The 21923-nt window shown below is 55.0% G+C and carries 16 protein-coding genes; 8 read left to right on the top strand and 8 right to left on the bottom strand.

Annotated elements, in window-relative coordinates; genetic code table 11:
• Nucleotides 1-246: 246 nt before the first annotated feature.
• The 6 genes from D6029_RS03030 to D6029_RS03005 all read left to right on the top strand — a co-directional run bounded on the left by D6029_RS03030 (nt 247) and on the right by D6029_RS03005 (nt 6682).
• Nucleotides 247-1401 (top strand): mandelate racemase family protein, encoded by a 1155-nt coding sequence (locus D6029_RS03030; protein ID WP_120063350.1) that lies wholly within the window; start codon nt 247-249, stop codon nt 1399-1401.
• Between the two features lie 77 nt (nt 1402-1478).
• On the top strand, nt 1479-3113 hold the full coding sequence (locus D6029_RS03025; RefSeq protein WP_120063349.1) for an ABC transporter substrate-binding protein: 1635 nt from the start codon (nt 1479-1481) through the stop codon (nt 3111-3113).
• Nucleotides 3110-4147: an ABC transporter permease gene (locus tag D6029_RS03020; protein WP_120063348.1), complete on the top strand. Its 1038-nt coding sequence runs from the start codon at nt 3110-3112 to the stop codon at nt 4145-4147. Before D6029_RS03025 ends, D6029_RS03020 begins: the two co-directional genes overlap by 4 nt.
• Nucleotides 4144-5049 (top strand): ABC transporter permease, encoded by a 906-nt coding sequence (locus tag D6029_RS03015; protein ID WP_120063347.1) that lies wholly within the window; start codon nt 4144-4146, stop codon nt 5047-5049. The genes D6029_RS03020 and D6029_RS03015 overlap by 4 nt, the downstream gene beginning before the upstream one ends.
• On the top strand, nt 5021-5887 hold the full coding sequence (locus D6029_RS03010) for an ABC transporter ATP-binding protein (RefSeq protein ID WP_120063346.1): 867 nt from the start codon (nt 5021-5023) through the stop codon (nt 5885-5887). Before D6029_RS03015 ends, D6029_RS03010 begins: the two co-directional genes overlap by 29 nt.
• Before the next feature lie 21 nt (nt 5888-5908).
• Complete coding sequence (locus D6029_RS03005; protein ID WP_120063354.1) at nt 5909-6682, top strand: ABC transporter ATP-binding protein; 774 nt, start codon at nt 5909-5911, stop codon at nt 6680-6682.
• Nucleotides 6683-6702: 20 nt separating this feature from the next.
• On the opposite strand, the gene yegS is transcribed toward D6029_RS03005, so the two are convergent.
• Nucleotides 6703-7602: a lipid kinase YegS gene (gene yegS / locus D6029_RS03000; RefSeq protein ID WP_120063345.1), complete on the bottom strand. Its 900-nt coding sequence runs from the start codon at nt 7600-7602 to the stop codon at nt 6703-6705.
• Between the two features lie 360 nt (nt 7603-7962).
• Here yegS and D6029_RS02995 point away from each other — a divergent pair, with 360 nt between their 5' ends.
• Together D6029_RS02995 and D6029_RS02990 are read left to right on the top strand one after the other, a co-directional pair.
• Nucleotides 7963-8589, top strand: a complete 627-nt coding sequence (locus tag D6029_RS02995) for an iron-sulfur cluster assembly scaffold protein SufA (RefSeq protein WP_120063344.1) — start codon at nt 7963-7965, stop codon at nt 8587-8589.
• Entirely contained in the window at nt 8589-8969 is a 381-nt protein-coding gene (locus D6029_RS02990) for a type II toxin-antitoxin system YafO family toxin (protein ID WP_120063343.1), read from the top strand. Before D6029_RS02995 ends, D6029_RS02990 begins: the two co-directional genes overlap by 1 nt.
• Nucleotides 8970-9307: 338 nt before the next feature.
• Here the strand turns inward: D6029_RS02990 and trhP are convergent, their stop codons facing one another.
• From trhP to D6029_RS02955, 7 genes are all read right to left on the bottom strand, one after another.
• Complete coding sequence (trhP, locus tag D6029_RS02985) at nt 9308-10654, bottom strand: prephenate-dependent tRNA uridine(34) hydroxylase TrhP (RefSeq protein ID WP_120063342.1); 1347 nt, start codon at nt 10652-10654, stop codon at nt 9308-9310.
• A gap of 122 nt (nt 10655-10776) precedes the next feature.
• Nucleotides 10777-11499 carry an envelope stress response regulator BaeR gene (gene baeR / locus D6029_RS02980; RefSeq protein WP_120063341.1) on the bottom strand — a complete coding sequence of 241 codons (723 nt, stop codon included), beginning with the start codon at nt 11497-11499 and terminating at the stop codon, nt 10777-10779.
• Complete coding sequence (baeS, locus tag D6029_RS02975) at nt 11496-12890, bottom strand: envelope stress sensor histidine kinase BaeS (RefSeq protein WP_120063340.1); 1395 nt, start codon at nt 12888-12890, stop codon at nt 11496-11498. The genes baeR and baeS overlap by 4 nt, the downstream gene beginning before the upstream one ends.
• The gene (gene mdtD, locus D6029_RS02970) at nt 12887-14302 is read right to left on the bottom strand and encodes an MFS transporter (protein ID WP_120063339.1); all 1416 of its coding nucleotides are present in this window, start codon (nt 14300-14302) and stop codon (nt 12887-12889) included. Before mdtD ends, baeS begins: the two co-directional genes overlap by 4 nt.
• Nucleotides 14299-17382, bottom strand: coding sequence for a multidrug efflux RND transporter permease subunit MdtC (mdtC, locus tag D6029_RS02965; protein ID WP_120063338.1), 3084 nt, complete (start codon nt 17380-17382; stop codon nt 14299-14301). Before mdtC ends, mdtD begins: the two co-directional genes overlap by 4 nt.
• Entirely contained in the window at nt 17379-20504 is a 3126-nt protein-coding gene (locus tag D6029_RS02960) for an MdtB/MuxB family multidrug efflux RND transporter permease subunit (protein ID WP_120063337.1), read from the bottom strand. Before D6029_RS02960 ends, mdtC begins: the two co-directional genes overlap by 4 nt.
• Nucleotides 20504-21739, bottom strand: coding sequence for an MdtA/MuxA family multidrug efflux RND transporter periplasmic adaptor subunit (locus D6029_RS02955; RefSeq protein WP_120063336.1), 1236 nt, complete (start codon nt 21737-21739; stop codon nt 20504-20506). Before D6029_RS02955 ends, D6029_RS02960 begins: the two co-directional genes overlap by 1 nt.
• Nucleotides 21740-21923 lie beyond the last annotated feature (184 nt).

The following is a 21923-nucleotide window of genomic DNA, read 5'->3' as shown; positions in this document are numbered from 1 at the left end:
TTCACCGTATCGATAGCTATATGAATCACTGAGCGCCAGGTGAACGGAAAACCACTGCGCTGCCATAAGCATCAATGCCCCCGATCACAATTCCATAACAATCTGTGAAAACCATCACTTTCTCCTGTGCAAATGTCCAAAAAATCCCTTCTATTTAGGCACCTTTGAACGAGGCGCAGGTGCTTTTTTACGCATACAGTAAGTGCTGAAACGCTGTTTTAAATTCACAAAAGGACAATAACAGTCGTGAAAATAGAATCTGTAGACGTCACCGTTTTTACTTATCCCACTCGCCGAGTTTCTGATAGCGCCGGGCACTCTCATCCTGGCCCTGAGAGCCTCGCCAAAATGGCGATGCTGACCATTACCACTGATGAAGGAGACTGCGGGTATTCATTTGCGCCGCCAGAAGTGGTGCGTCCGTATGTCGTTAATGCGTTTTTCCGCAAAGTGCTGGTGGGGCAAGACCCGTTTAACCGCGAGCGCATCTGGCAAGATCTGGTGCACTGGCAGCGTGGTAGCGCACATCAATTAACCGAACGCGCGCTGTCGTTTGTCGAACAAGCGCTGTGGGATTTGATTGGCCGCAAACTCAAAATGCCCGTTTATAAACTGCTGGGCGGTTACCGCGATAAAGTTCCGGCCTACGGCAGCACCATGTGCGGCGACGAACTGGAAGGCGGGTTATCCACGCCGGATGAATTTGGCCAGTTCGCTGAAAAGCTGGTGGCTCGCGGCTACAAAGCGATAAAACTCCACACCTGGATGCCACCGGTTGCCTTCGCGCCAGACCCAAAAATGGATGTCAAAGCCTGCGCTGCCGTGCGTGAAGCGGTCGGCCCGGATATCGATTTAATGCTCGATGGCTACCACTGGTACAGCCGCAGCCAGGCCCTGTACATCGGCAAAGAATTAGAAAAACTCAACTTCGCGTGGTTCGAGGAGCCGATGGAAGAAGAGAGCATGGCGTCTTACATCTGGCTTTCTGAAAACTTATCCATTGATGTGCTCGGGCCTGAAAGTCTCGGCGGTAAACACCACAGCCGCGCCGATTGGGTCAAAGCGGGAGCCTGCGACATTTTACGTGCGGGCGCGAACGGCGTCGGCGGGATTTCGCCAACCATGAAAGTCGCCGCACTGGCTGAATCTTTCGGGATGGATTGCGAAGTTCATGGCAACGGTGCGGCAAGCCTTGCGGTGGTTGGCGCAATTCGTAACTGCCGCTGGTACGAACGCGGTTTACTGCACCCGTTCCTCGAATACGATGAGCCAGCCGCTTACCTGAACAGCATCGTTGACCCGATGGATGCCGACGGATTTGTGCATTTGCCACAGCGTCCGGGCCTCGGTGAAGACATCAATTTTGAATATATCGAGATCAACACCGTTAGCCGGGATTGAGCTGTACCCACCGTAAAAATAATAAGCCCGGGCTAATGGCGCCTGGGCAAACTCTACCCTACAAAACGGTATCTATCATGAATCGAAACTCCCGGCTGGGAGCGTGGCTGCTCACGCTCCTGTTCATGCTCGGCAGCGGTTCGGCGGTGGCGAAAACGCCGCCTGACCAGCTGATTATCGGCATGAATATGAATAACTTGCTCACCCTTGATCCCGCCGCTATGACCGGCAACGAAGTGGTCGGGCTGGTGGTAAATCTCTACGACTCGCTGGTGGAATTAGATCCGGCAAAACTTACCAACGTGCGCCCGGCGCTGGCGAAATCCTGGGAAATCTCGGATGACGGCAATCGCCTGACCTTCCACCTGCGCGATGGCGTGAAATTTCACTCTGGCAATCCGCTTACTGCTGACGATGTTGTGTGGTCGATGCGCCGTGTTTTGCATCTGAACCTCGCGCAGGCGTCGGTATGGAAATCTTACGGCTTCAGCAAAAAGAACGTCGATGAACACGTGAAGGCGCTGGATGCCTCAACGGTGGAAATCACGCTGCCGAAAGCCAACGACCCGCAACTGGTGATTTACTCACTGGCGGCGTTAGGAAGCGTGGTGGTGCTGGACAGCAAAACTGTCGAACAACATGTGCAAAACGACGACTGGGGCAACCGCTGGCTGACCACCAACGAAGCCGGTTCTGGCCCGTTCAGCCTCGAAGTCTGGCAGGCAAAAGACGTGCTGCGCATGAAGCGTAACCCTGATTACTGGCGCGGCGAGCCGAAACTTTCCCGCGTGGTGTTCCGTCACTTCCAGGAATCACAAACCCTGCGCCTGATGATTGCAAAAGGTGATTTAGACATTGCCAGCAACATGGCGGTGTCGGACGTGAATGCGCTGCGTAAAGACCCGGATATGACGGTCGATGCGGTGAAAAAAGGCACCATTTATTACGTCGCCATGAGCATGAAAGAATCGCATTTCGCCAACCCGAAAGTGCGCGAAGCGGTGCGGTATTTAATTGATTATCAGGGCATTAACAAAGCGCTGATGCCAGGCTACGGCGTGCTGCACCAGCGCCCGATTCAGTCTGGAATGCCTGCCACATTGCCCGATCCTGGCTACGCGCTGGATATTCCTCGGGCGAAAGCATTGCTTGCCGAGGCGGGTTATCCGGACGGTTTCGATACCACCTTGCGCGTGCTGGCGGATCAGCCATTCCTGAACATTGCGATTGCGGTGCAGTCCACGCTGATGCAGGCGGGGATCAACGCCAAAATTGTCACCGGAACCGGCAACCAGATTTATGGCGCGATGCGCGAGCGTAAATTCGACATGCTGGTCGGGCGCGGCGGCAGCGGCGTGGAACCGCATCCGCATTCCAGCCTGCGTTCGCTGGTCTACAACCCGGACAACAGCGACGCTGCGCGTCTGACCAACTTCCAGGGCTGGCGCACCAGCTTCTACGACAAGCAAATTAACCAGCAAATCGACAAGGCGCTGGTGGAACGCGACCCGGCAAAACAGCTTGAAGAATACCAGGCGATTCAGACGCGTTATGACGAACTGATCCCCGCGTTGCTGCCGCTTTCGCAAATGGTGGACTCGGTGGTGGTACGCAACGAAGTGCAGAATTACCAGCCGCATCCGTCGGCCACCACCTTCCTGCGTGATGTTTATAAAACGCCAGCCGCTGAAAATGGGGAGAACAAAGGATGAGTATGATCCTGTTGGCACCGGGTGGCCGCGCCCGGCGTTTCTCAAAACGCTTAAGCCAGGTGTTGATCACTTTGTTTGGCTTGCTGTTACTGACGTTCTTTATTGGCCGCGTGATGCCCATCGATCCGGTGCTGGCGATTGTCGGCCCGGATGCAGACCAAAGCACTTATCAGCAGGTTTATCATCAGCTTGGCTTTGATAAATCCCTCGCCACGCAGTTCTGGATTTACCTCGGCGGCTTGTTGCATGGCGATTTAGGCAATGCGCTGCTGACCGGTAAACCGGTGGTGGACGACATTCTGCGCGTGTTCCCGGCAACGCTCGAACTGGCGACGGTGGCGATAATCGTCGGCGCGGGTTTGGGCATTCCGCTTGGCGTATGGGCGGCGGCTCGTCGCAACAGCGTGGTGGATTATGCGGTGCGTATCATCAGCCTCGCCGGTTATTCGACGCCGATTTTCTGGGTCGGAATGATGGGGCTGCTGCTGTTCTACGCCTGGCTCGGTTGGGTCGGCGGTGCAGGGCGCATTGATTTAGGGCTGGACGGCGTGGTGCCGCGCCGCAGCGGATTGCTGCTGGTGGACGCACTTCTTGCGGGAAACAGCGCGGTGTTCTTCAACGCGTTGAATCACCTGATTTTGCCTGCGTCACTGCTCGGCTTCCACTCGATGGCTTACATCAGCCGTATGACGCGCAGCTTTATGCTGGCGCAACTTTCGCAGGAGTTCATTATCACGGCGCGCGTCAAAGGGCTGACCGAGCGCCAGGTTATCTGGAACCACGCGTTCCGAAACATTCTGGTGCAGTTGCTGACGGTGGTCGCGCTGGCGTATGGCTCGCTGCTGGAAGGCGCGGTATTAATAGAAACCGTGTTTTCGTGGCCGGGGTTTGGCTCGTATCTCACCGGCAGTTTGCTGCTCGGCGACATGAATGCGGTGATGGGCTGCGTGCTGGTGGTCGGGGTGATCTTTGTGTTGCTGAACCTGCTTTCCGACATGCTCTACCAACTGTTTGATCCGAGGACAAAATCATGACGGTTTCCTTTGGAACTCCCCAACTCACGGCGGCGGATGAGCGCTCGCTACGGGTGAAGCGTGCGGGTCTGCGGGCGATTGGGTTTATTGGCAAAATGGCGCGTAACCCGCTGACGGCAATTGGCGGCGGCATTGTCTTTTTGCTGTTAATGGTGGCGATTTTCGCACCGTGGATCGCGCCGTATAACCCACTGGTTCAGGATCTTAACCGTGCGCTAACCGCACCCAACGCCACGCATTGGTTTGGCACCGACGAGTTTGGCCGCGATATCTTCAGCCGCCTGGTTTACGGCTCGCGCATCACGCTGTACATCGTGCTGCTGGTGTCGGTCACCGTTGGCCCGCTGGGCTTGCTGCTTGGCGTTACGGCGGGATATTTCGGCGGCAAAGTCGATATGGTGCTGATGCGCATCACCGATATTTTCATCTCCTTCCCAAGCCTGGTGCTGGCGCTGGCGTTTGTGGCAGCACTCGGCCCCGGCCTTGAACACGTCGTGATTGCGATTACGCTCACCGCCTGGCCGCCGATTGCACGTCTGGCGCGAGCCGAAACGCTCTCGTTGCGGCAGGCTGATTTTATCTCTGCGGTGCGTTTGCAAGGCGCTTCGCCTGTGCGCGTTTTGTGGCGTCACATTGTGCCGCTGTGCATGCCGTCGGTGATTATCCGCATCACCATGAACATGGCGGGCATCATTCTGACCGCCGCAGGTTTGGGCTTCCTGGGCCTTGGCGCACAGCCGCCAGAGCCGGAGTGGGGCGCGATGATTTCCAGCGGGCGCACTTACATGATGGAGTGCTGGTGGGTAGTAACGATTCCGGGGCTGGCGATTTTAATCAACAGTCTGGCATTCAACTTCTTGGGAGACGGCCTACGTGACATCCTCGATCCTCGCAGCGAATAATTCGCCGCAACTGCTTGATGTGCGTGACCTGAACGTCACGTTTGTGAACGGTCGCCAGCAAACCCACGCGGTGCGTGGCGTTTCCTTCCAGCTCGGGCGCGAAAAGCTGGCGATTGTCGGCGAGTCCGGTTCCGGTAAATCCACCGTCGGGCGTGCGCTTTTGCAGCTTCACCCGAAAAAGGCGCAGATCACTGCCGATCGGATGCAGTTTGGCGACGTGGATCTGCTGAATGCGACGGACGCACAAATGCGCGATGTGCGCGGCAAACGTATTTCGATGATCATGCAGGACCCGAAATACTCGCTGAATCCGGTGATGTGCGTCGGCGATCAAATTGCCGAAGCGTGGCTGACGCACCATCGCGTCGGCCATAAAGAGGCCAAACAAAAAGTGCTGGAGATGCTTGAAGTGGTGCGCATTCGCCAGCCGGAGCGCGTTTATAACCTCTATCCGCATGAAGTTTCTGGCGGGCAGGGGCAGCGCATCATGATTGCGATGATGCTGATCACCGACCCGGAAATGGTGATTGCTGATGAACCGACTTCCGCGCTGGATGTTTCCGTGCGTTTGCAGGTGCTTGCGCTGCTGGATGACCTTGTGCAGTCACGTGGGCTGGGGCTGATTTTCATCAGCCACGACATCAACCTGGTGCGCAGTTTCTGTGACCGCGTGTTGGTGATGTATGCCGGGCGCGTGGTGGAATCTATCGCCGCCAAAGATCTGGATAACGCACAGCATCCGTACACGCAGGGCTTGATCAGCGCCTTACCGCATATGGACAAACGCCGTGCGCATTTGCCAGTTGTGCAACGTCAGGCCAGTTGGCTAACCCAATAAAAGGAGCAACGCATGTCATCTATGATTGAAGTCAGCCAGCTCAATTTAACCTTTGGCGAAGGGGCGAAAACCAACCAGGTGCTGTTCGATGTGAATTTTAACGTCGGCCACGGCGAAATTTTTGGCCTGGTGGGGGAGTCCGGTTCCGGGAAAACCACCGTGCTGAAATGCCTCGCCGGGCTATTCACGCACTGGCAGGGAAAACTGGTGATTGACGGCACCGAGCTTGAGCACAAAATCAGCCGCGAGCGTTGCCGCATGGTGCAAATGGTGTTTCAGGATCCGTATGGTTCCCTGCATCCGCGCCATACCATCGGCGACATTCTGGAAGAACCGCTGCAAATTCAGAGCTTCACCGACCGCGACCGCCGCATCAATATGATGCTCGATAAAGTCGGGCTAAACCGGGCGTTTCGCAGCCGTTATCCGCACCAGCTTTCTGGCGGGCAACGCCAGCGCGTGGCGATTGCACGAGCGTTAATACTTGAGCCACAAGTGTTGTTGCTGGACGAACCGACCTCGGCGCTGGATGTTTCAGTGCAGGCGGAAATTTTGAACTTGCTTACGGATTTGCAGCAGGAATCGAAACTCACCTATTTAATGGTGACGCACGATTTGGGCGTGATTGCGCATTTATGCCACCGCGTGGGCGTGATGCAGCACGGGCGCATTCTTGAATCGCTCAGCACCGAAGATTTAATCAGCGGTGCCGCGCAAGTTCCGTATACGCAAATGCTGGTTAACGCCAGCCGCCAATATAGCCGGGAGATGGCGCAGCAGGTGGCGCAGTTCTGACACTTCCAGATTGCCCGCGCTTAACCCAGCAGCGGGCAGTTTGGCGGCAGACGGCAGCTCAGCGCATTGGGATGGATATCAATGCGGAATTTCTGGCTGGTCAGCGGCTCGCCATCAAGGTTAAAAGTGATGTCATGCGGGGCGGTAATCTCAAACCAGGATGAACGGGCATCGATGATATTTGGGTTGTCATCGGGTTGCGTCAGCGTTTTAAAAATCGCCGGGAGCAGTTCTTCGCCGGTAAAAATTCGCAGCTCCAGAAGCCCGTCGTTAATCAGTGCCTGCGGGCAAAGCTCCTGCCCACCGCCCGCCTGGCGGCCATTGCCGATACCAATTACCAGCGCGTCGCCTTGCCACTCAAAATTCTCACCACGAATTTCGCAACGATCCGGTTTGAGCGTATCGAGGCGAATCAGGCCATGCACGAAATAGGCGATTCCGCCCAAGGCCGCTTTGAGTTTTTCCGGGGTTTCGGTGGTGATGCGCGTCCCGAAACCGCCGGTCGCCATATTAATAAAGAAGGCGGATTCGTTGACTTGCACCAGGTCGATAGGAATCCCTTTGCCGACAATCGCCAGTTGCAAAGCTTTATCCAGTTCCTGCGGAATACCGACGCTGGTGGCAAAGTCGTTGGCGGTGCCGAGCGGGAGAATGCCCAACACCGGACGATGTTCAGGAGCCAGTTGCGCCAGCGCGGTCGCTACTTCGTTTATCGTGCCATCGCCGCCTCCGGCAATAACCGTGTCAACGCCGATGCGGGATGCTTCTTCAACATAGCGAATCGCATCACCTTGTTCCCAGGTGACGCGGATGTGTAACGTGTACCCCTCATCACGCATGACTTTAACGGCGCTACGTAAGATGTCGTTGTTGGCACCTTTGCCGTTCAGAATGACGAGCGATACCGGAAACTGCTCCATGGCAAACCTCTGGAAATGTAATTGAATTCAAAGTGTATCGCATGTGTGAGATTTGCGGGTAAGAACAGGCTGAGTCTGCGTGATTTGTGCATTTGTCCCGTAGACAGTGCCAGTGCTGGGGATATCATGAGAAATGGCAGTTACACAGAATGTAATGGATTTCAGTGAATCGCAGTTTTTAGGGACAAAGAAAAGGTTCTGAATGGATCGTCAATCCAGTAATGGCGCGGGTTTAGTCAAAACTGGCCAACTGAAATAATTCTTACTCACTAGCCCGAACCGGTCGAAGACTAGTTTGGTGCTTCTTTATACAAAGAGCTCTTTAAGGTATTCTGTATATATTGATGTTGTGAGGTACCTATGAAACAAAAATCCACATCCGCAGCCGTTGCGGCTATTGTTGCAAGCTTGTCAGCCTCATTGGCACCTGTTCCGGCGAAAAGCACGACATTACCAACTACCGTAATGGAATCTAAAGCACATGTAGGAGTGTCAGCTGCACTTACTTTTGAACTTCCAAGTGGCCAGATATTTCTCCCTCTTGAAGAGGCAACTGATTATTTGAATGGGATTAACTCTAATCAACGTTCTCTGTTAAGTGCCATCATTCAAAAAAGGCAACTTAAAGGTAAGGGAGCTTTGCTTATGGCTAATTTGGTTCAAACAAAGCGAATCTGTGAAGATGCGTTGAAGCAACACGCACGAGTTAAAGAAGCAATCAAGATCGTAATTGCGCCTGATAATCTTGCCAAAATGCATCCAGATAGCTTGGAGCTGAGAGTACAGCATCGTGATGCGCTTATTCGCTTTGGGCGCGCAGTTGCGCAAAGTGAGTTTCTCGCGCGAGATACGCTCAACGCCATTGAACGGAGTAGGCCTCCCTCTAAGACAATTAGCCTAAGCGATATGCCTTCCGATGAGGACGTACGTGCAATGATTACTGCTGAGCATAAAAACCTAGGAATCTCTGCGCCGGGGTTCTCTTAATGGTTTGTAAGGTGAGTATTCATAAAGACGTTGAGTTTCCAGCGGTAGCCCAAGTATATGGGAAAGCGTTAGAAAATTGGCAGAACACCGATATTCTTCCAGACAAATTTGGCAATGAAGGTCAGTGGGAAGAAAATTCAAGACTATGCGACTCATTCGTATATAAAATCCATATCAAGTTACCATCTGAGCAGGCTTGGAAAAAATCCAGGGCCCAAATTGATAGAACATCGAATAATTACTTAGTCTTTTCAAGGCACTGGATGGAATATGAGAATATACAAATCATAAGTATCATGACTCCAAATGCCCATGAGAAGGCTAGAACATCTTTTATGGATGAATTAGAAAGGCGCGCGGAAGAGTTCCAAAACGCATGAGTTAGTACGATCAACCAGCCATTCGGCTGGTTTTTTTGTGCCACAAGAAAGCCCCGCGAATCTGGCGGGACTTTTGGCTACTTTGCAGAAAAAAATTTCGACGAGTGGTCAATGTGTGGACATTGATTGAAATAAATCCTTTTATTTCAATTAGTTACCACCAAAAAAGAAGGCCTGCGGAAGGGAGATTCCACAGGCCAAGGAGGTGGTTCTTAGTTACAGCTAGCATTTATGGGTTATGTTTTTCAGCCCGGCGATAATAACCGCTACAAGCGAAGCGGTATGTGATCGGTTTCTAAGAAATCTTCAGGGGCGAAAAAATAATCTAAATGAGTGACTTAGCTCGCGTTCTGAGCAGGTAAATTGCGCATCAGCAACGCGTAATCCAGCGCGACATCTTCTGGCACTGGCATCCACACGATATGACCATCGCCCGGGGCGACTTCAATCGGCTGCGCTTTGGTGTTTTCCAGCACTTCCAGGGTGAAGGTGACGTTGCCCTGCGGCGTCATCAATTCCAGGCTATCGCCGAGCAGGAATTTGTTTTTCACTTTCACTTCAGCCAGGTCGCCACGGCGTTCACCGGTAAATTCACCGACAAATTGCTGGCTTTCAGAAACCGAGTGGCTGTATTCATAATTCTGATAAGAATCATGGTTATGGCGACGTAAGAAGCCTTCGGTATAGCCACGGTGCGCCAGGCCTTCCAGCGTGGTCAGAAGCGTTGGGTCGAACGGTTTGCCAGCGGCGGCATCGTCAATCGCGCGGCGATAAACCTGAGCGGTACGTGCGCAGTAGTAATAAGACTTGGTGCGGCCTTCGATTTTCAGCGAGTGGACACCCATTTTGGTCAGGCGCTCAACGTGTTCGATAGCGCGTAAGTCTTTGGAGTTCATGATGTAAGTGCCGTGTTCGTCTTCGAACGCGGTCATGTATTCGCCAGGGCGTTTGCCTTCTTCCATCAGGAACACTTTGTCAGTCGGTGCGCCAGCGCCTAAAGTCGGTTCGATATTCTGCACTGGAATCGGCTCGTGAAGATGCACGATGTTGCCGACATCATCTTCTTTGCCTTCTTCGACTTTGTATTCCCAGCGGCAGGCGTTGGTGCAGGTGCCCTGGTTCGGGTCGCGTTTGTTGATGTAACCGGAAAGCAGGCAGCGGCCTGAGTACGCCATGCACAATGCGCCGTGAACGAAGATTTCCAGTTCCATATCCGGCACTTGCTCACGCACTTCGGCAATTTCTTCCAGAGACAGCTCGCGGGAAAGAATCGCGCGCGTCAGGCCCATTTGTTTCCAGAACTTCACGGTCGCCCAGTTGACGGCGTTCGCCTGCACGGAGAGGTGAACGTCCATTTCCGGGAACGCTTCGCGCACCATCATGATTAAACCAGGATCCGACATAATCAGCGCGTCCGGGCCCATATCAATGACCGGCTTCAGGTCGCGGATAAAGGTTTTCAACTTGGCGTTATGCGGGGCAATGTTCACCACCACGTAGAATTTTTTACCCAGCGCATGCGCTTCGTTGATGCCGAGCTGGAGGTTCTCGTGGTTGAATTCGTTATTGCGCACACGCAGGCTATAACGCGGTTGGCCCGCATAAACCGCATCGGCACCATAGGCAAAAGCGTAACGCATATTCTTCAGCGTTCCGGCTGGCGAAAGGAGTTCTGGTTTAAACATGATTTTCTCGTTCTGATTTCAGGTCAGAAATCACCGCACTGGGTGCGATGATTTTAAGGCGCGTGCCTTAGGCACAATTTTAGGGCGGGAATTGTAGCGCTAATTGCTTCCAGAAACTACCCTCACGCAATCCTGCACTCGTCGGCTTCCCAGCGATAACCCACGCCATAGACGGCACGAATAAACGACTGTTCTTCATCCAGCGACTCAAGCTTGCGGCGCAGGTTTTTAATGTGGCTGTCGATGGTGCGGTCAGTCACCACGCGATAATCATCATAAAGCTGATTCAATAACTGTTCGCGAGAGAACACTTTGCCCGGTTCGTGGGAGAGGGTTTTCAACAGGCGAAATTCCGCAGGCGTTAAGTCGAGGAGTTTGTCGCGCCAGCTCGCCTGGAAACGACCTTCGTCGATAATCAGCGGGCTGATTTCGTCTGCGGCAACCGGGTCGCGCTGGCGTTTGCAGCGGCGCAAAATGGTTTTCACCCGCGCCACCACTTCACGCGGGCTGTACGGTTTGCAGATGTAATCATCGGCACCAATTTCCAGCCCTAATAAGCGGTCGATCTCTTCGATTTTGGCGGTCACCATCACAATCGGAATTTCCGAGAAACGACGGATTTCGCGGCAAAGTGTTAAGCCGTCGGTGCCTGGCAGCATGAGATCCAACAGAACCAAATCCGGCGGCGTCTGGCGCACATACGGCAGCACTTTGTCGCCATGAGTGATGAGTTCCGGGGCGTATCCTGCAGCCCGTAAGTAATCAATCAGTAATTGCCCGAGCTTCGGCTCGTCTTCAACAATTAAGATGCGCGGTGTGTTTTCGTCAATCGGTAATTCGGTCATACAAGTCTCAACGATTCTGGCTCCAGCGGTAACTCTACTGTAATGCTAACCCCGCCGAAAGGCGAATGCGCGGCGGAAAGCTTGCCGTTGTGGGCCGCAACAATGTTCTGGCAGATAGACAAGCCGAGGCCCGAGCCGCCGCTGGCACGGTTGCGCGAACCTTCGGCGCGATAAAAACGCTCGAACAGCATGGTGAGTTGTTCATCACTCACACCTGGCGCGCTGTCGGCAAAGTGCATCACGAAACGCTGATTCACCACTTCAGCGGAAATGACTAGCTGGCCGCCCGCGTCGGTGTAACGCAGGCTGTTTTCCAGCAGGTTATTGAAGAGCTGCATTAAACGGTCACTGTCGCCAAAAATAGTGGCGTGGTCGGGTAGCTCAAGACTGATGCTCAGGCCACGTGAGTTGAAACGCTCGCGGAATGCGCCCGCCACGATTTCCAGCAGATTGATGATATCCAGAGACTGTTTCTGATAAGCCAACGCACCTTCGTCGGACATCGATAACTGGTGCAGGTCATCCACCAGTTTGGTCAGCGTCGCCACTTCCATTTGCAACGAGGCCACGGACTCCGGCGTGAATTTGCGCACGCCATCCTGAATCGCTTCCAGTTCGCCGCGCAAAATCGCCAGCGGAGTGCGCAGTTCATGGGAAATATCCGCCATATAAGCGCGGCGCATGTTGTGATTTTTCTCAAGCGTGCTGGCGAGCTGGTTAAAATCCTGCGCCAGTTTGCCGAGTTCGTCCTGGCTGGTGGAATCGACGCGGGTGCTGAAATCCCCGGCGGCGAGCTTATGTGTGCCTTCGACTAACCGCTTAACCGGAGCCAGCAATCCGCGCGCCAACAAGAATGTGGCGGCGGCGGCGAGAAGTGTTGCCAGGCCGACGATAATCCAACTGGTGCGCCGTTGTTGGCGGTCGAAATTAATATCGGTGTTGCGCGTCAGGCGCTCAACGGGCGAAGCGACCACCCAGCCCGCATCGCGTCCATTTGCTTTAATCGCCCGGCGCATACCGTCGGTTGGCACCGGGCTGCGTGGGCCAACCAGCACTTTATAATCCTGGTCGACGACCCAAAACTGCGTGCGCCAACCGTGCGGCGGCATATTATTGTTTTCCATATCGCCATGCTCGAACGAGCGCAGCAGCTTAAACATGAAGCGGTCATTATTCCGCAGGAATTGCCAGTTGCCGTGCTGTTCGTACTGCTCGCCCAGCGCATCGCTCAGCATTTCCAGCCGCTGTTCATTGCCGCGTTTAATGTAGTCGATAAACCCGTGTTCAAAACTGAGCCGCACGCCCCAATGCATAATCGCCAGCACCAGCAGGCAGGTGGAGAAAATCGCGAGGAACAGTTTGCCGGTAATGCCTGGCCGCCAGAGCTTCATGGGCTCCTCCTTTTGCGCCGTGCAATCACGACATTTTTGGTGGTGTCTTTCGGGACGCGAGCGAAAATCAGCGCGGGGAGGGCGATAACCACCGCCATGCTGAGATACGTATACATAAACACGCTATGGACGACGGCGCTGTCTGCCGTCAATTGATGATGCCCGTACATGCCGAGCAACAGCCCGGCGATGGTCACGCCGATACTCATCGATAATTGCATCACCATCGACAACATGCTGTTGCCACCGCTGGCGAGGTCATCCGGTAAATCTTTGAGCGTTAAAGTGTTCATCGACGAGAAACGAGTGGAGTTCACCATGCCGAGCAGGAACAGCACGACAGGCAGCAGGTAATACCAGCCCAACAGCGCGGTGGCCATAAACAGCAAAATCACCAGCGCTAATCCGAGCGTGGTGGCAACCAACACGTTGCGATAGCCAAAACGGTTAACCACCTGCACCACAATGCGCTTCATGCCCATGCTGCCGAGCACCATTGGCACCATCATCAGGCCCGCATGGAATGGCGAAAAGCCAAGGCCGATTTGCAGGAATACCGGCGTCATAAACGGGATCATGCCGCTGCCGATGCGCCCGCAGAAACTGCCCAACAGGCCGAGGGAAAAAGTCTGCGTTTTAAATAGATTGAGATTAAATAGCGCGTTGTCATTGGCTTTGGCATGCCACAAATAAACGCTTATCGCCGCCACGCCGCCGCCGACCAACAGCCAAACTGTCGATGGGCTGACGCCCAAACCTTTTGCGCCATCGAGCGCGATGGTCAGCGCCGCCATGCCGAACGCCAGCAACACAAAGCCCCACATGTCGAATTTACGCGTCTGCATGGTGTAATTGGGCATCAGCCACAGGGTGGCAATCGCGCCGATAATTCCCACCGGCAGGTTAATCAGGAAGATCCAGTGCCAGGAGGCGTATTCCACCAGCACGCCGCCGAGCGCTGGGCCAAGCAGCGGGCCGATTTGACCGGGCAGCGTCACGAAGGTCATCGCCGCCATATATTGCTCGCGCGGCACGATTTTCATCACCGTTAAGCGCCCGACCGGCACCATCATCGCGCCGCCAATCCCTTGCACCACGCGCGCCATCACCAGCTCGTTGAGCGTGGAGGCATGGGCGCAAAACAGCGAGCCGGTGGTAAACAACACGATGGCGGTGAAGAAGATATTGCGCACGCCAATGCGGTCTGCAAGCCAGCCGCTGGCAGGCAACATCACCGCCACCGTCAACACATACGACACGATAACCGAGTGCATATGCAGCGGGCTTTCTCCGAGGCTTGCCGCCATCGAGGGCAGGGCCGTGTTGACGATGGTGGTATCGAGCGACTGCATAAAGAAGCCGAAGGCGACAATCCACAGTTGCCAGCGCACGGCGGCAGGCAATTCGGTCATGAGTTCAATACCTCATCTTTACGGCTTTTGCGCGCAAACCGTACACGCAAACGATCAAAAAACAGATAAACCACCGGCGTGGTGTACAGCGTCAGTAACTGGCTGACGACCAGCCCGCCAACAATAGTGATCCCCAGCGGCTGGCGCAGTTCTGCGCCATCACCACTGGTCAGCACCAGCGGCAATGCACCAAACAGCGCCGCCAGCGTGGTCATCATTATCGGGCGGAAACGCAGCAGGCAGGCCTGGAAAATTGCTTCTTCCGGTTTCAGGTTGCCGTTGCGCTGGGCGTCGATGGCGAAGTCCACCATCATGATGGCGTTTTTCTTCACAATCCCAATCAATAGCATGATGCCAATCAGCGCGATTAAGCTAAACGGCGCGCCGAATATTTCCAGCGCCAGCAATGCGCCGACGCCCGCCGACGGCAGCGTTGAGAGAATCGTCAGCGGGTGAACGTAACTCTCGTACAAAATCCCCAACACGATATACACCGTGGCAATGGCGGCGATGATCAGCATCACCTGGGATTTCATGGTGTCCTGGAATACCTGCGCGGTTCCGGCGTACATGCCGCGCACCGTGGATGGCACCCCAAGCGCGGTCATGGTGCGGTCGATGGCATCGCTGGCTTCTGATAACGACACGCCCGTCGGCAAGTTAAACGACACGGTCGATGCCGCCGAAAGCCCCTGATGGTTGACCGAAAGCGGCGCATTCGCCGGTTGCCATTTCGCAAACCACGATAGGGGAATCGACTTGCCTTCTTTATTAATCACGAACATTTGGTCCAGCGCGCTGATGTCCTGCGTATAACGCGAGTCAACTTCCATCACCACTTTGTACTGATTAAGCGGCTGATAAATGGTCGAAATCTGCCGTTGCCCAAAGGCGTTGTTGAGCAGGGCATTGGCGTCCTGGACGCTGATCCCCAGCCGCGCCATGGATTCGCGGTCATAGATCAGATCCATTTCTGCACCGTTGTTCTGGCTGTCGGAGTTCACATCCGCGAGCTGTGGCAATTTAGCCAGCGCCTGGCGAATCTTCGGCTCCCAGGTGCGCAAATCGGCGAGATTATCGGAAAGCAGCGTGTATTGATAACTGGCGTTGGCCTGGCGACCGCCGACGCGAATATCCTGCACTGCCATCAAAAACAGGCTGGCTCCCGGCTCTTTTGCCAGCGCTTTACGCAGGCGGTCGATCACCTGCTGCGCGGTTTCTTTGCGCTCGGAAAGCGGCTTGAGCGAGATAAACATCATGCCGCTGTTCACCCGCGAACCGCCGGTAAACCCGGTGACGTTTTCCACCGCCGGATCTTCACGAATGATCTTCATAAAGTCTTGTAGTTTGCCGCGCATCGCCTGGAAGGAAATGCTCTGGTCAGCCTGAATATTGCCCATCAAACGCCCGGTGTCTTGCTCCGGGAAGAAGGTTTTCGGAATGGCGATATACAGCCAGACGTTCAGGGCAATGGTCGCCAGCAAAACTACGCCAACCAGTTTGGTATGGTTCAGCACCCATTTTAGCGAACGCCCATAACCCTGTTGCATGGCGACCAGCACACGCCCAAATCCCCGTTTGCGGGTTGGCGTATGCTGCGCTTTGTTCTTCAGTAACCAGCCGCACATCATCGGCGTCAGTGTAATCGACACCACCAGCGAAATCCCGATGGCGACGGACAGCGTGACGGCAAACTCTTTAAATAATCGCCCCGGCAAACCGCCCATTAACAGCAACGGGAGGAAAACGGCGACTAAAGAGAGGCTCATCGACAGCACGGTAAAACCGACTTCGCGCACGCCTTGCAACGCCGCCTGCAACGGTTTAACGCCCGCTTCGAGATGGCGGGAAATATTCTCCAGCACCACGATGGCGTCATCCACCACAAAACCGGTGGCGATAGTCAGCGCCATTAACGACAAGTTATTCAGGCTAAAACCGCACAAATACATGGCGATAAAGGTGCCAATCAGCGACACCGGAACCGCAACGGCGGGGATCAGCGTGGCGCGCCCGGAACGCAGGAACAGGAACACCACCAGAATCACCAGCGCGACGGAGATAATCAGAGACTGTTCAACTTCCGCAAGCGAGGCGCGAATCGTTGGCGAGCGATCCTGAGCAATCTGTAAATCTATCGAGGCCGGAATGGTTTCACGCAGTTCCGGGATTTTCGCCCGAATTCTGTCCACCGTTTCGATGATATTCGCTTCCTGGGATTTACGAATCATCAGCAAAATCGCCGGTTTGGCGTTGGTCATCCCGGCATTGCGCACGTCCTGCACGGAATCGGTGACGGTGGCGACATCGCTCAAATGCACCGCGCCGCCGTTGTTGTAATGAATAATCAGTGGCTGATATTCGGCGGCGGTTTTAAGTTCGTCATTGGTCTGCAATTGCCAGCGTTTAGCAGCGTCTTCGACTGCACCTTGCGGGCGGCGCACGTTGGCGTCACTGATCGATTTGCGCACCGCATCCAGCGACACGCCCTGGTTAAACAACGCCTGCGGATTCAGCGCAACGCGCACCGCCGGAAGGGAGCTGCCGCCAACGTCTACATCGCCGACACCGTCAATTTGCGCGATAGTTTGCGCCAGTTGCGTGGAGGCGAAGTCGTAAAGCTGGCCCTGGGAAAAGGTGTCGGAAGTGAGCGTCAAGATGATGACTGGTGCATCAGACGGGTTGGCTTTGCGATAGGTTGGGCGGCTCGGCATCCCGCTTGGCAACAGGCTTTGCGCGGCGTTGATTGCCGCCTGCACATCACGTGCCGCGCCGTTGATATCGCGGTCAAAAGCAAATTCAAGAATGATACGCGTGCTGCCCAGTGAACTGGATGACGTCATCTCGTTAACGCCCGCGATGCGCCCGAGTGCGCGTTCCAGCGGCGTGGCAACGGAAGACGCCATGGTTTCAGGTGACGCGCCCGGCAGCGACGCGCTGACCATAATCACCGGGAAATCCACCTGCGGCAGCGGGGCGACAGGCAATAAACGAAAGCCCAGTACGCCGCACAACGTAATGGCGATAGTCAGCAAGATGGTGGCGACTGGCCGGTAGATGAACAGTGCGAAGAATTTCACAGCACTTCCTCATCGCGACGACCGAAACGGCGGCGCACCGCGTGCGAAAGATTATCGAACAGCAGATAAATCACCGGCGTGGTGAACAGCGTGAGAACCTGGCTGACCAGCAAACCGCCGACCATGCCAATCCCTAACGGGCGGCGAAGTTCGGCACCGACACCCGTCGAAAGCATCAGCGGCAACGCACCTAAAAGGGCGGCGAGCGTGGTCATCAGAATTGGGCGGAAACGTAGCAAACAGGCCTGGTAAATCGCGTCGTAAGGCTTCATACCTTGCTCGCGCTCCGCCGCCAGTGCGAAGTCGATCATCATGATGGCGTTTTTCTTCACGATACCGATAAGCAAAATGATGCCGATGATCGCAATCACATCCAGTTCCGCTCCCGCCAGCATTAATGCCATGAGTGCGCCGACGCCCGCCGTGGGCAACGTGGAGAGGATAGTTATTGGGTGAATAAAGCTTTCGTACAACACGCCGAGCACGATGTACATCGCGACCACTGACGCCACGATCAGCCAGATAGTGCTGCCCAACGCATTCTGGAAGGCGAGGGTGCTGCCCTGGAATTGGGTGGTGATATCGGTCGGCATCGCCAGATCCTTTTCCGCCGCCGTGATCGCTTTTACCGCATCTTCCAGCGAGTGATCGCGGGTGACGTTAAACGAGAACGTGGTCGATGGGAACTGGTCGAGATGGTTGACGGTCAGCGGCGCAAAACGCTGCTCGATTTTGGCAATCGCGCTTAACGGCACGCTGCCACCGTCTGTGCTGGCGAGGCGAATATTATCCAGCCCGCTCAGACCCGGCGTGGTGCTGGTGTCGTGTTCAAGCACCACGCGGTACTGGTTCGCCTGGGTGTAAATGGTGGAAATCAGGCGCTGGCCGAAAGCGTTATACAGCGCGTTATCGACATCCGTCATGGAAATGCCCAGGCGGCTGGCGCTGGCGCGGTCGACATTCACGTACGCCACTAAACCCTTGTCTTGCCAGTCGCTGCTCACATCCGCTAATTGCGGCAAAGCTCGCAGTTTTTCAGTTAATTGCGGCACCCAGGTGCTGAGTTCATCCAGCGAGGTGGCCTGCAAAGTGAACTGGTATTGCGTGCGGCTGACGGTGGTATCAATAGTTAAATCTTGCACCGGTTGCAGATAAAGCTCGACGCCCGGCACTTTTGCCACGTTATTTTGCAGACGTTCAATCACTACCGGAATGCGGTCGTCGCGGTCGCTCAGCGGTTTGAGGTTGATTTGCAAACGCGCGCTGTTAAGCGAAGGATTGGTGCCATCGACGCCGACAAACGAGGTCAGGCTTTCTACCGCTGGATCTTTCAGAATCACATCCGCGACCTGCTGCTGTCGCTGCGCCATGTTGGCAAAAGAGACAGACTGCGGCGCTTGTAACGTGCCCTGAATAATGCCGTTATCCTGAATCGGGAAGAAGCCTTTCGGGATGAAAATCCACAGCACGACGGTCAGCGCCAGTGTGCCAAAAGCGACGCCTAACGTCAGCCACGGATGGTTTAAAACGCGGGTTAAAAGGCGACCATAACCCGCAATCACACGCTCGAAAAAGCGCTCGCTGGCACGGGAGAAACGGTTCTGTTTGCGCAGTGATTCATGGCTCAACATGCGCGCGCACATCATCGGCGTCAGCGTCAGCGACACCACAGCCGAAATCAGAATTGCAATCGCCAGCGTGACGGCAAATTCGCGGAATAATCGCCCCACGATATCGCCCATAAACAGCAGCGGGATCAGCACCGCAATCAGCGAGAAGGTCAGCGAGATAATCGTAAAGCCAATTTCCCCCGCGCCTTTGAGCGAGGCGGCGAGCGGCTTTTCACCTTTTTCGATATAACGCGAGATGTTCTCAATCACCACAATCGCATCATCGACCACAAAGCCGGTGGCGATGGTTAACGCCATCAGCGTCAGGTTATTGATGGAGAAATCGAGAAACACCATCACTGCAAAGGTGCCGATTAACGACAGCGGCACGGCGACTGCGGGAATAATCGTCGCCGGAACGTTGCGCAGGAACAGGTAAATAATCATCACCACCAGCGCGATGGCAAGCATCAACTCATGCTGCGTATCGCTGACCGAGGCGCGGATATTAGTGGTGCGGTCGCTGAGTAATTTCACTTCGACCGATTTTGGCAAACTTTTGGTTAATGCGGGCAACATCGCCCGAATGCTATCGGCGGTGTCGATGATATTGGCACCCGGCTGGCGCTGCACGTTCATCACAATCGCAGGCTGTTTGTTGGCCCACGCACCGAGCCAGGTGTTTTCCGCACCTTGCTCTACGATTGCGACATCGCCAAGGCGAATCGGTGCGCCATTTTGATAAGCGATGATCAGATTGCGATATTCATCCGCAGACTGCATTTGGTCGTTGGCAGACAGCGTGACGGCGCGTTCCGGGCCATCGAGGCTGCCTTTTGCCGAGTTAACGTTAGCGCTGGTAATCGCGGTGCGCACGGTTTCGCTGGTTAAACCTAACGCGGCAATGGCGGGTGCGTTAAGTTTTACCCGCACCGCCGGGCGCTGGCCGCCGGAAAGCGTCACCAAACCGACACCAGAAACCTGCGAGATTTTCTGCGCGACACGGGTTTCCACCATATCTTCAACCTGCGTCATCGGCATCGCGGAAGAGGTGACGGCGAGCGTCATAATCGGCGGATCTGCCGGGTTAACTTTGCTGTAAACCGGCGGGTTCGGCAGGTCGGTGGGCAGCAGGTTGGTGGCGGCGTTAATCGCGGCCTGCACTTCCTGCTCGGCAACATCCAGCGGCAGCGTGAGCTGGAATTGCAGCGTCACCACCGATGCGCCACCGGTACTTTGCGACGACATTTGTTTGAGGCCGGACATCTGCCCAAACTGGCGCTCAAGCGGCGCGGTAATGGCTGATGTCACCACATCCGGGCTGGCACCTGGGTACAGCGTCACCACCTGAATCGTTGGGTAATCGACTTCTGGCAATGCAGAAACCGGCAGGAAACGGTAACCGATAATCCCGGCCAGCAGGATGGCAACCATCAACAGCGTGGTGGCAACGGGGCGCAGGATAAACAGGCGCGATGGGCCGCCTGTGGCGCTCGGCGGTAGCACCTGCATCAGGAAGCCGCTCCGTTACGTTTGTGTTTTGGTTTGGCTTCGGTGTCGCTGGCTGTTGCTGATTGCGCTTCAACCACTTCCACTTTCGCGCCTTCGGTCAGGCGGTCAATACCGTCGGTGACGACGCGATCCCCGGCTGCCAGCCCGGCGGTAATCACCACTTTTTGGCTGTCCTGAATCCCGGTTGTGACCAGGTGTTTGCTGACTTTATCTTCGCTATTGAGCACCCAGACAAAGTTGCCTTCGTTGCCCATCTGCAGTGCGGCGGTTGGGATAACGACCGCGTTTTGCTGGGTATCGACCAACATGCGCGCGTTGACGAACTGGTTCGGGAATAGCGCGTCGTCTTCATTGTTAAAACGTGCTTTCAGCTTGATGGTGCCAGTGGTGGCGTCAATTTGGTTATCAAGGCTCAGCAATGAACCGCTGCTCAGTTTCTGTTTATTGGTGCGATCCCAGGCTTCAACAACCAACGTGGCACCCGCTTTTTGCGCTTTCACTACGGTGGCAATGTCGTTTTCTGGCAGGGTGAAAATCAAATCGATCGGGTGCGTTTGCGTCAGCACCACGATTCCGGTGGTATCACCGCTGGAAATTTGATTGCCGACATCCACCTGTTTCAGGCCGGCGCGCCCGTCAATCGGCGAGGTGATCCGGCTCCAGTCGAGCTGCAATTGCGCGCTGGCAACGGCGGCTTCATCGGCTTTGATGGTGCCGACAGATTCGTTCACCAGGGCTTGTTGCGCGTCCATTTCCTGGCGAGAAACCAGGTTGGTTTTAACCAGTTGCTGGAAGCGAGCGAGGTCGCGACGGGCATTGGCTAAGGTGGCCTGATCTTTGGCTAATTGGCCCTGAGCCTGAGCTAAAGCAATTTTGAACTGGCTTGGATCGATTTCAGCTAACAAATCACCCGCTTTAACTTGCTGCCCTTCCTGGAAGTGGATCGCCATCAACTGCCCGTCCACACGGCTGCGCACGGTAACGGTATTTGCCGCAGTAATCGTTCCGAGGCCAGTTAAATAACGAGGCACCGATTCGCTGGTGGCGGTTGCGGCCTGAACCGGCGCTAAGGCACCACGCATCCCGTGGCGACCGCCAGCTGGGCGCTGTTGTGTTGACTGCGAACCCGTACTTTCGTTACCGCTACTCGAGTGACGCCAGTAAAAAATGGCGGCGATAACGACGATGACTGCGGCTGCAATCCCAATCCAACGTGCGGTGAAAGTGCCTTTCATAGTTGTGTTTGTTCTCTTCCTGAAACCATTCGGCCTAATGATACTAGTGTAGAGAGTGCATGCGGCGGAAAAATGGAGGAAATATGAAGTACTGTATGGATAAGTCTTAGATGGCGGTTTTTTGCGTACATCCTCGAAGGAATGCGCTTGAATTGTATCCTGTTTATAAATTCAACAATAAACT

This window comes from Buttiauxella izardii, from assembly GCF_003601925.1.
Lineage (GTDB): Bacteria > Pseudomonadota > Gammaproteobacteria > Enterobacterales > Enterobacteriaceae > Buttiauxella > Buttiauxella izardii.
Note: the sequence above shows the minus strand (reverse complement) of the source record. Positions and strands in the feature narration are given on the sequence as shown.

Excerpts from the sequence above, each read along its gene's own strand:
- D6029_RS03025 (WP_120063349.1), top strand. The coding sequence starts at position 1,479 with ATGAATCGAAACTCCCGGCTGGGAGCGTGGCTGCTCACGCTCCTGTTC.
- D6029_RS03020 (WP_120063348.1), top strand. The coding sequence starts at position 3,110 with ATGAGTATGATCCTGTTGGCACCGGGTGGCCGCGCCCGGCGTTTCTCA.
- D6029_RS03015 (WP_120063347.1), top strand. The coding sequence starts at position 4,144 with ATGACGGTTTCCTTTGGAACTCCCCAACTCACGGCGGCGGATGAGCGC.
- D6029_RS03005 (WP_120063354.1), top strand. The coding sequence starts at position 5,909 with ATGATTGAAGTCAGCCAGCTCAATTTAACCTTTGGCGAAGGGGCGAAA.
- yegS (WP_120063345.1), bottom strand. The coding sequence starts at position 7,602 with ATGGAGCAGTTTCCGGTATCGCTCGTCATTCTGAACGGCAAAGGTGCC.
- D6029_RS02995 (WP_120063344.1), top strand. The coding sequence starts at position 7,963 with ATGAAACAAAAATCCACATCCGCAGCCGTTGCGGCTATTGTTGCAAGC.
- D6029_RS02990 (WP_120063343.1), top strand. The coding sequence starts at position 8,589 with ATGGTTTGTAAGGTGAGTATTCATAAAGACGTTGAGTTTCCAGCGGTA.
- trhP (WP_120063342.1), bottom strand. The coding sequence starts at position 10,654 with ATGTTTAAACCAGAACTCCTTTCGCCAGCCGGAACGCTGAAGAATATG.
- baeR (WP_120063341.1), bottom strand. The coding sequence starts at position 11,499 with ATGACCGAATTACCGATTGACGAAAACACACCGCGCATCTTAATTGTT.
- baeS (WP_120063340.1), bottom strand. The coding sequence starts at position 12,890 with ATGAAGCTCTGGCGGCCAGGCATTACCGGCAAACTGTTCCTCGCGATT.
- mdtD (WP_120063339.1), bottom strand. The coding sequence starts at position 14,302 with ATGACCGAATTGCCTGCCGCCGTGCGCTGGCAACTGTGGATTGTCGCC.
- D6029_RS02960 (WP_120063337.1), bottom strand. The coding sequence starts at position 20,504 with ATGCAGGTGCTACCGCCGAGCGCCACAGGCGGCCCATCGCGCCTGTTT.
- D6029_RS02955 (WP_120063336.1), bottom strand. The coding sequence starts at position 21,739 with ATGAAAGGCACTTTCACCGCACGTTGGATTGGGATTGCAGCCGCAGTC.